General features: G+C 48.6%; 7 protein-coding genes. 2 read left to right on the forward strand and 5 right to left on the reverse strand.

What is annotated here, in order from left to right:
- Positions 1-55 precede the first annotated feature (55 nt).
- The 5 genes from ACFQY8_RS00820 to nudC form a co-directional block, all read right to left on the reverse strand.
- Positions 56-2,509: a S9 family peptidase gene (locus ACFQY8_RS00820; protein ID WP_377937688.1), complete on the reverse strand. Its 2,454-nt coding sequence runs from the start codon at positions 2,507-2,509 to the stop codon at positions 56-58.
- Positions 2,510-2,610: 101 nt separating this feature from the next.
- Complete coding sequence (locus ACFQY8_RS00825; RefSeq protein ID WP_377937689.1) at positions 2,611-3,798, reverse strand: App1 family protein; 1,188 nt, start codon at positions 3,796-3,798, stop codon at positions 2,611-2,613.
- Positions 3,799-3,836: 38 nt separating this feature from the next.
- Positions 3,837-4,244: a glycine cleavage system protein GcvH gene (gene gcvH, locus ACFQY8_RS00830; RefSeq protein WP_377937691.1), complete on the reverse strand. Its 408-nt coding sequence runs from the start codon at positions 4,242-4,244 to the stop codon at positions 3,837-3,839.
- A 150-nt stretch (positions 4,245-4,394) separates the two neighbouring features.
- Positions 4,395-5,921 (reverse strand): L,D-transpeptidase family protein, encoded by a 1,527-nt coding sequence (locus ACFQY8_RS00835; protein ID WP_377937693.1) that lies wholly within the window; start codon positions 5,919-5,921, stop codon positions 4,395-4,397.
- Between the two features lie 125 nt (positions 5,922-6,046).
- On the reverse strand, positions 6,047-8,029 hold the full coding sequence (gene nudC / locus ACFQY8_RS00840; protein ID WP_377937695.1) for an NAD(+) diphosphatase: 1,983 nt from the start codon (positions 8,027-8,029) through the stop codon (positions 6,047-6,049).
- Positions 8,030-8,204: 175 nt separating this feature from the next.
- Here nudC and trxA point away from each other — a divergent pair, with 175 nt between their 5' ends.
- Both trxA and ACFQY8_RS00850 read left to right on the forward strand, forming a co-directional pair.
- Complete coding sequence (gene trxA / locus ACFQY8_RS00845; RefSeq protein WP_377937697.1) at positions 8,205-8,588, forward strand: thioredoxin; 384 nt, start codon at positions 8,205-8,207, stop codon at positions 8,586-8,588.
- Between the two features lie 93 nt (positions 8,589-8,681).
- A complete protein-coding gene (locus tag ACFQY8_RS00850) occupies positions 8,682-9,740 on the forward strand; it encodes an aggregation-promoting factor C-terminal-like domain-containing protein (protein WP_377937699.1) in 1,059 nt (352 codons plus the stop codon).
- The last annotated feature ends 224 nt before the right edge of the window (positions 9,741-9,964 follow it).

The following is a 9,964-nucleotide window of genomic DNA, read 5'->3' on the forward strand; positions in this document are numbered from 1 at the left end:
AGTGTAAGGGGCAAGGCTCAAGGAATGGTCACTACGTCCGCAGAATGAACGTTGCTTAGCATATTCCCATAATGTCAAGGCACCACGCGTTTTCGAAGGATACTTCATCCCACTGTTTGTATCGTCCGGAAACTCCACCGTGCCCTGCCTCTACTTCGATTTTTGCAAAAGCTTCAATGCCCATACCCAACTCGCTCATACGAGCAACCCACTTCATGGGTTCTACATAGTACACACGCGTATCATTCATAGATGTCGTTATGAAAATGACAGGGAAATGATCAGTGCCAAAAGCTTTTTTGCGCTCTTGTGCCGTTGGCACGTTTTCATATGGTGTGTACGACTTCATATAGTCATACACCCGTTCATCGTGAAGCGGATCTCCCCATTCATCCCATTCAGTAACTGTCAAAGGTAAATTCTCATCAAGAATGGTCGTCAGCGCATCCACGAAAGGCACATCTGCTTCGATACCCGCATAGAGGAATGGCGCGATATTTGCCACAGTCCCCATGAGCAAACCGCCAGCAGATCCGCCATTGGCAACGGTTCTTCGCGGGTCAGCAATTCCAGCATATTGAAGCGCAGCAGTAACGTCTACAAAGTCGAAGAAAGTATTTTTTTTCTTCAGACGTCTGCCCTGCTCGTACCATGCGCGACCCATCTCGCCGCCACCGCGAATATGCGCTACTGCAAAAATCACACCGCGATCCATCATGCTTGGACGAGCCACAGAGAATCCCGGATTTGAGCTGGATTCGTAGGAGCCATACCCCGTGATAAACATCGGAGAACTACCATTGCCCGAAAAATCACCATCTTGAGCGCGAAACATATCAGAAAGTTCAGGTGCACTCAAAACCATATCGTTAGCATCACTCGAAAGTGTCATGTGGTCAAGTGACGGCACAAGTCCACGCTTCCAGACGAGGGACACAGGCACGTGTACCCCATCGCGAACTTCTACCCATATACGACGCTCAGCGTAATCATCCTGATGATAATTAAGGACCGATGCTTCCTTGAGCACATAGTCTTCGCCCGTGAGCGGATTGAGTTCACACAACTGACTCGGATGCGTGTAACTCGTCACCGCGTAGCGTACAACGGGTGCATCATAAGAAGGATTTGCACTAAAACCTACGGACGGAATCACGCCATCGACGTTTTCGCCGAGGACGCTAAAACTTAACGGACGGCCTGCTTTCCAATCTCTATACGCTTGAGCTTTCGACATAATGGCACTATGGTGCAAACCATTCGCACGATAGCTAAACGTGATGAAATGTTTGTATATCCCCAACCCGCCTACTTGCAGTCCTGCTGCACCTTGCACGATATCGGGATTAGCCGGGTTATAGTATGGTTCGCTTACTGAGCGGGAGCGATCCTCCTCGGCAGCTTCTTCGCACGCATAATCAGAGCCTACCGCTATACACGTGCCATCTGTGAGCTTATAGGGACCGGCAGATTCGCTCATATCGATAAGGTCAATTTCAAAATTAGGATGTGCGACATTATGCACAACCACGGCGACAGGTACATCTGCACCGTCGGCTCCCATACCTTCAAAGCGAGCAAAACTCACATCATATTCCACTCCGTCACGACGTGGAATAAATGGCTCAAAACGGCGAGCACGGGGGTCATCGTCCGCGAGAAGAAGCCCTGGAATATCTTCTACTGCGAGATGAAGTACTTCTGATGTCGTTTTAGAACTCGTCTCGACGATGATACGCTGTTCGTCAAAGCTCAAACCTGCTCCAACCCAAAAACGCTCATCTTCTTCACGCCACACCATCGTATCTTCATCGACAGTCGTCCCCACACGATGGAGCCACACCTCGCAAGGACGCCACGCATCATCTGTGCGCACGTAGAAAATCCATTGTCCATCCATCGTGATGAATGCACCTGCGCTCACGCCTGTAATAATGTCAGGCAACTCCTCACCTGTGGATAAATCGCGCATGTGCACGTCATAACGCTCATCCCCGCTCGTGTCGATGCTATAAACCAAGTAACGTCCTGATTTGTCGAGGTCCATGCCGCCAGAACGGAAGAAATCGTAGTTCTGTGCTTCCGCGTTTGCATCAAAGATGACTTCTTCATCTTCGAGATTTTTCTGAGCTGTAACTTTCGGTGCCGTCCAATCATCGACGTCACGCACTGGCACACGGCACTGCTTGCCGTACTGCTTGCCCTCCTCAGTGCGCGCAAAATACCAGTAATCACCGATGCGTGTCGGTACGCTCATATCTGTCTCTTGCACGCGACCCTTAAGCTCGGTAAAAAGAGTGCGCTTTAGCCCAGCAAGATGAGACGTTACTTTATCTGTCAAACGGTTATGCGCTGATACAAAATCTTGTACTTCCCAGCTTTCTTTATCACGAAGCCACTCATAATTGTCGATAAACTCTCGTCCATGATGAACGCGAATGTGAGGATCCTTGTGTGCTTGAGGGATATCAGCAGATGTTACGCCATGTGATGCAAAATAATCCGTCATAGTATTTTTTCAGCCTAGCTCTCTCTTCGTCGTATCGTCTCGTGGACGTCCTTATAACTCACAACTCTTGTGTGTTTTGTGCGATATGTGTACGCCCGCTTTTAGTTGCCCTTTTTCAACCGTTCTGCCTCGACTTCTAGCAATGGAAGCATCGTCGCCATTAAGCTCACACCTGACTGTCCGTAATACACGGGCACATCCACATCCGGGGCAGACGGCATACTCATCATTTGCTGAATCCGCTTCTCATCGCGCGTCAGCTGTCTAATGCCGATAGCGATGATGCGCCCTGGGTAGAGTTTGGTCAGTCGCGCGTATGTAGTCGGGTCATGCTGCCCATCGTCACCGAGCAGAATAAAACGCATATGCGGAAAATCAGCCATGAGCTGCTGTGCAAATTCTAGCTTGTGCTGGACGCCACTAGGGATAAACGTCTTCGGACGAGGATCGATGTCACGCAAAAGGATCGGACCTTGCGGGAAACCATGCGCGTGAATCAATTCACGGATAGAGCCCTCGACATTCCACGGGGATGTAGAAAGATAGAAGAACGGCGCTCCAGGAAATAAATCCGCTATCTTGTTGTAGAAAACGCTCATACCCGGCACAGAATTACGAGTGTTAGGATCCGCAAAGAGAAGCTTTGTAGCAGCTTTTACAAGTTCAGGTACTTGAGACACCATGATAGTGTCATCGACATCAGAAATGATACCCACAGGTGCACCGTCCGGGGCAATGAAAACAGGAGCAGACACAGAGGAACGATTTTTTACGCTATACGATACTGTGTGAACGCCAGCGCTCATATCACGCTTCGTAATTAAATCAAGATATCCTTGATTATCCGAAGCAATCATCGCCATATCTGACTCAGCATTTTCGTCAACTGAATCAAATCGACTCATCTGTCCTACCTGCGCAGTCTGCACGGGAATCCCGTCGATGTGAAGTCCTACAGGAACATGCGCTGCGGGAATCATGAGCATATTGCGAAAACCGCGGTAGATACGACGACGAAGTCCATGCCCTGGCCAGCTCAGCGTCGTGCGGCAGACGATTCTCGTAAATTTTTCCGTACCGTAGCTGACATAGGGGTCAACTCGCGGATAGAAGCCTAATGCAAGCGCGAGCTTGGTAGATAGCGCATACCATACTCCGAAAGCGCCTGTGATGATTTGCCGGATAAGGCGTACGAAGAAAGACTTTTGAGAAGGTTTTTCGCGCACAGACGGAGCATCAATTGTGGTGCGTGTACGTTGCACTACGATTGGCTTTTGGTCTCGTACCATTGTGCTTCTCCCCTATCCGCTCTTATATAAAACCCAATCTATTCGGTAACTTTCTTGTACCCGTCTGCATCCAAAAGTTCTGGTTCATCATCGTCAAGCTCAATCTTGAGGATCCAGCCTTCTCCATACGGGTCACCGTTGATAACCTCAGGGTCATCAGATACCGCGTGGTTGACATATTTAATTGTTCCAGAAACTGGCACTACCATAGTGGAAATAGCTTTTGCAGATTCCAACTCGACAGGCTCATCGCCTGCTCTCACTTCACTACCTTCATCAGGGAGGTCAATAAAGACTAAATCACCTAACCGCTCTACTGCATACTCTGTCACACCAAGTACAGCAGGGGACACAGAGGTATCTATCCACACGTGATCTTCGGAGTACATCAAGTGATCCGGAACGCTCAAATCCGGCGTATTCGCGTTATTTTCATTCATAGTCATATATTACCGTATTTCATTCGCACGCTACAGGCTATTTATATGGTTTTATAGGTAAGAGAGCTTGTGACAGAGAGCTGACGGCGCACGAAAAGTAGGAAAAGGCACCCATAACTCGCGCTACAGGTGCCTTGCGCTCACGCGTACGTTCAGCTATTCGCGTACTGGAGACATAGGAGTACTTCCTACTACTTGCACCATAGTTCCAGGCTGCGCAAAGTCGTAAACCCACTTCGCATCTTGCTCATACATATTGATACAGCCGTGGGAGCCTGGACGACCTTTAGCGATGTTATCTAATGCCCAAGGAGCCGCGTGGAATGCTTCGCCCCCATTGTAGTAAGACACCCACTGTACTCCAGGCGTCACGTATCCTGGCCCCCGCATCGTCTGAGACGTGTACTTGATATTAATGAAGAAAGTGCCATCATCAGAAGTCTTATCGGGAGTATTTGCCCCAGAAGAGATAATAAATTCCCTGACTAAAGTAGAACCGCGGTATGCGTACGCCCGCTGTGCGCTTAAATCAACTTTCATCCACGCGTCACCATTAGGAGAGTCATAGTCAGCTACGCGCACGTTCGTTTTAAAATCAATGACATCCGCCGCAACAGTCACCGATGTAGCTTCTGTACCTGCGAGAGCCTTCTCCAAAGCCTCCACAGTAGCGCTCTGGTCTTCTTTAACTGCGACTCCTTTACGCCCCTGTGTAACGGTAGCGAATACTTTGCCGGCAGCATTTTTAACCTGAACTTCATCCACCTTGTCTTGATTAAGCTCCGTACTATGAGCGCTAACATACTGGGCTACGGCATCTTTATTGACAGTGAGATTAAGTGTACCGTTTGTCATATCAGGAGCGTAGGTCATCCACGTAGCAAGAGTCGCCCTATCGACAGTAATCGCTTTGCCTTGCCCGTTGTTTAATTTCACTGGGGTATTCAAGCGTGCATTCGCAGCATCTGCAGTCTGCTGAGCGGTTTCATCACTTACAGCAGATGGCACAGTTTCTTCAGAAATCGTCGCAGACGTCGTAGTACCTGTATGCGCGACCGCATTCTGTACTACTGCTACAAGTTCCTGTGTATTGATACCTTTGCCTGGTTTGCCGAGCTGGGCTTCAAACTTTTGAGTCTGAGAGTTGTAAGCTACGCCTGCTTCTTGCACGAGGTCATCCTGCGTCAGGAATTGCTTCTGTGCCCACTGATTAAGCGCTGTAGCATTAATCTTTTCAGTGATGATATTGACGTTTTTATGTGCAAAAGGATTGATACGATTGAGCGCACCGCCAAGACCACTGTTAGACTTTGCTTTTAGCACAGCATCAACGCTTTTGCGCGTATCTGCCTTGATACCAAGCTGAGCGAGACTAACAGTTTTTGTCTGACTGCCCACGGTAAAACTGACCTTTGTCGTTTTGAGAGAGCTCTGTACCGCGCGAGCGACATCTTCCTTGCTCTGCCCTGCTAACGAGACGTTTCCTAGAGAGACCCCCGGAGCCACACGCTGACTGTAATACTGTGAAGCACCCCACGCAGCACCACTCACACTTCCTACAAGTATAAGGGCGATAACAGCCACGATGATAGCGTTACGACGCTTATGGGGCTTCTTCACCGGCTCAATTGCCCGCAGCGCCTCATCCATGCGGCTCAATTCCACAGTGGTCTCCTCGTCCACGCGGCCTCCTTCCCTCATTTGTAGGTTTTACTCAAGTTTTTACAGTAACTTTTGCTAGTATAGTATCTATTCATCACAAAACAAGAACTTTTTCTGTACAATTACATAAATCTTTGTCGTAATCTTTACTGTAACTTCGCGCCATACCACTGCTCAATCATTGACAGGGCAATAGAAGATGCTCCCGGTAATTGAACTTTGCCTAAAGCAACGGCATTCATAAACTCATCTCGGCTGAACCATCGAGCGTCTTGTACTTCACGAGTATCCAGTGAAAACGCATCATTCACAGCGGTAGCACTATATGCCACCATGAGCGATGCTGGCACCGGCCACGGTTGAGAACCTAGATACTCAATATGTGCTACATCGATGCCTAGCTCTTCTTTTACTTCACGATGAATGCTGTGCTCGATATTCTCGCCTACTTCCACAAAGCCTGAGCATACCGAATATACACCGTCATCCCATTGGGCATTATGTTGCAGGAGAATTCGATCATCCTTATCTGTAATGCGCACAATCATCGATGGCTCAATTTTAGGGAAGGTGATATACGGACCGAATGCATCGTCGTGCGTACGCGTGCAGCGCAAGGCCCACCCGCCGTGAATGCTTTCTACTACTGCTCCGCAACGAGAGCAGTGCGTATGGGTCGCATGCCATTGAGCAAGACTCGTAGCCATGACAGAAATCTGAGATTCATTAGGCGTCACATATAATGCAGCTTGGCGCAAAGGAACCCAGTCAAACTGTGCTCGTGCCCGACGTATAAATTCGTGAAGTTCGTTATTTTCCTTATGCTCCTCCTGAGAGGCTTCATCAACTAGCGCATCTATGTCAAGCGCCACATATGTCGTAGTCCTGTGAGTCGAAGCATCACAAACCTCACCAAGGTAATAGAAGGCTTTCGCTGTTTGGGCATGCAAAGCATGCGCCACATACGTGCCAGACAAGCTTGCAATCCTTCGCTTATGCGCCGTAATAACCGACGGTGACGTACCATTCTTCGCGAGCGCCACCTGCGCACCCTGCACCATCATCACTTGTGTATGTTCATCACCAATGAGCGCACGCATCTTGTACTCATCAAGGTTTTCCCGCACATCCACGCGCCAATCTACTCGTCCACCGGTGAGGGGAACGTTTTCAAGTGTTTGCTGAATGTTTAGCGGACGAATATGGCTTTCTTCTGCACGCTGTAGGAGTTCTTCTGATTCTGATTCTAGCTCTGTCGTCTGCCGCACTCGTAATACGAGGTCTTTCAAAGCTGTCGCAACCTCTACAGGCTTTTCAAAACTTGTAAAATGACCTGCGTCATCAATCTGCGTAAAAACGACATCTGCGTGAGCCATCTTCTCAGCGAGCGGTCGCATTACTTCCGGGTTTGATGACCCGTCAAGCTCTCCGCTAATTACTGCCACAGGGACGGTGATTTGAGTAGCCGTGTCATTTTCATCTCGGCGACCTGCTGCCATACGCTGACGCCATGCGATGCCTGATGGAGTTTGAGAGTTAATCCACCCCACAAAAGTATCAATAAACTCTGCAGATTTCTTGAAATCAGAATCGTTTTCTTGAGGATGTGCAAAATGAAGCACAGGTTCGAGAGTTGATTTACTTTCAGCAGTTTGTGCTACCTGAAGTCGGTTTGCACGTGCTGCTCCTCTATCAGCATCAGCCTTTGTGTCACAAAGCGCGATGCCTGCTACCGACTCAGGATAAAGTCGCTCTATAGCCAAAGCAGCGTACCCGCCCATAGAAATTCCTACATAAATAGCCTGTTCAAATCCTTGACTCTGCACAGCGTGTACGATGGACGATGCGAGACGATCCATCGCTTGCTTATAGGCTCCATCTTCAGCGGCTGCGCCCGTCTGTTCTTTCGTCGGTACGGGGTTAACACCAGCGCCAGGCATATCAATCGCCATCACCGTCAAATCTGGGACCTGGCGTACAAGTTCCTGCGCCGCTCTATCCCAGACATGATGATCCACAGGGAACGCATGGATAAGCACGATAGGTATACGAGAGGAACTCTGAGTCGAGACCGCTAATGATTCACGATGGTAGTAGTACACAGGTATGTCGAAGTATTTGATTGCCATGCTTTCCACGGTACTCTCTCGCAAAGAGTTACTGCCTGCATATGATGTCATAATTACACGCTCAGCTGAGAGCAAAGCACGCTGGAATAAGTGTGAGAGGGACTTGGTTGTGTAAGTCAGCGTATAACCACCTACGAGCCTATGAGCACTTTAAGAAAAATAAGGAAGGACTATCATGGCTACCCACGCAATTTCTCAAGAGCAGTTTAATGACGTCGTCTCAGCTAATGACATCGTACTTGTTGATTTTTGGGCTACCTGGTGCGGCCCATGTCGTGCTTTCGGCCCTGTGTATGAAAAAGCATCTGAAAAGCATGCCAATATCTATTTCGGCAAGATTGATGTAGATCAAAACCAGCACATAGCACAAGCAGCAAACGTTCAGGCTATTCCTACGCTGATGGCTATCAAGAACGGTACCGTAGTCTTTCAGCAAGCAGGCGCTTTACGCGCTTCAGATTTGGAGGAGGTCATCAAGCAAGTAGAAGATCTCGATATGGGCACAGTTGAGGTAGAGGGAACAGGAAACAATACAGGAAATAGTGCAGAAAGCAAGTAAAATATTTGCCCCCTCTCATCCGTAAGGGGTAAATGATAAAATAGTTGAGTTTATAACTGAAAATCGATATTATCGGTCGAAGCTAGGAGTTTTATGTCTGGTCGTCACGGACAACCAACCGTTCCACTCATCAAGAAAATGCAGCGCAAACACTGGACTGCATTGGGTGCTGGTGTAGCAGCAATCGTTCTGCTTACCACTGGAGGGGTCTTCGCGACTGCACACTATCTCAATAGCAGTACAAACCATGGCATTACGTCATATTCCATTAATGATTTGGCAAGTAACAGCCAAGATGTGTCCCGTAGCACTCTCCGTGCCGCATTAAAAAACGGCGAGGGTGATGCTTCGGCTGATTCTCGCTACGTCAAGGTAGTCATTAATGGACAAAGCCGAATGGTGGTTGGCACTCATTTCACGACCGTAAAATCTGTGCTTGAGACTGGAAACATTACACTTGAAGATACCGATCGCGTCTCGCCATCTTTAAATACTAAGGTAACCGAGTCCACGACTATCACCATTACTCGTGCAAATTCAACTATCGAAACTGTCGAGCAGAGCATTCCTTACAACACTGTCGAAGTGAATGATGACTCCTTGGCAGCTGGCACGAAGAAGGTCGTCACAGAAGGCAAAGATGGCGTCGTCGAGCAAACTAATCTCGTGACCAAGAACGGTAGCGATACGATTACCACTGCTACCATCGCTGAACACGTCAAGACAGCACCCGTCAACAAGGAGATCCACATCGGCACGAAGAAGGCTACTGCATCATCAAGCGGGGGCAGTTCAAGTAGCTCTAGCTCCGCGTCCTCATCATCTTCTGCAAATCTTGGTACCACGGTGCCAGTGTCTGAGGCTCAGTCCATAGCTCACGAAATGGTCATCGCTCGAGGCTGGTCTGAATCTGACTTTACAGCTCTCGTCAACCTATGGAATCGCGAGTCCGGATGGCGCACGAATGCCGCTAACCCATCTGGCGCATATGGCATCCCACAGGCACTTCCAGGCTCCAAGATGGCTTCCGCTGGCTCTGACTGGCAAACTTCTGCAAAGACCCAAATCACGTGGGGACTTCAGTATATCGCAGGGCGTTACGGAACTCCATCTGCCGCATGGGCTCACTCACAAAGCTATAATTGGTATTAAACCGTTTGTGCCACGTGCATAGCATGTAGCAACACCTAAATAAGAAATCTCCATCGCTCTATACGCGATGGAGATTTCTTATAGTTCCTGATTTGCCAATTAATTGCCGCACTTGCGTATCAGGGAGTATTCATTTCATTTTTATACAAAGAGGGGCTTATAGGACATTTTGTGTTGCTGTTATGCTTGTTTACCCCTTGTATTTATTGGGATGAACCATGTTT

Source organism: Alloscardovia venturai, assembly GCF_042676605.1.
In the GTDB taxonomy this organism is placed as follows: domain Bacteria; phylum Actinomycetota; class Actinomycetes; order Actinomycetales; family Bifidobacteriaceae; genus Alloscardovia; species Alloscardovia venturai.

Excerpts from the sequence above, each read along its gene's own strand:
- nudC (WP_377937695.1), bottom strand. The coding sequence starts at position 8,029 with ATGGCAATCAAATACTTCGACATACCTGTGTACTACTACCATCGTGAA.
- trxA (WP_377937697.1), top strand. The coding sequence starts at position 8,205 with ATGGCTACCCACGCAATTTCTCAAGAGCAGTTTAATGACGTCGTCTCA.
- ACFQY8_RS00850 (WP_377937699.1), top strand. The coding sequence starts at position 8,682 with ATGTCTGGTCGTCACGGACAACCAACCGTTCCACTCATCAAGAAAATG.
- gcvH (WP_377937691.1), bottom strand. The coding sequence starts at position 4,244 with ATGACTATGAATGAAAATAACGCGAATACGCCGGATTTGAGCGTTCCG.
- ACFQY8_RS00825 (WP_377937689.1), bottom strand. The coding sequence starts at position 3,798 with ATGGTACGAGACCAAAAGCCAATCGTAGTGCAACGTACACGCACCACA.
- ACFQY8_RS00820 (WP_377937688.1), bottom strand. The coding sequence starts at position 2,509 with ATGACGGATTATTTTGCATCACATGGCGTAACATCTGCTGATATCCCT.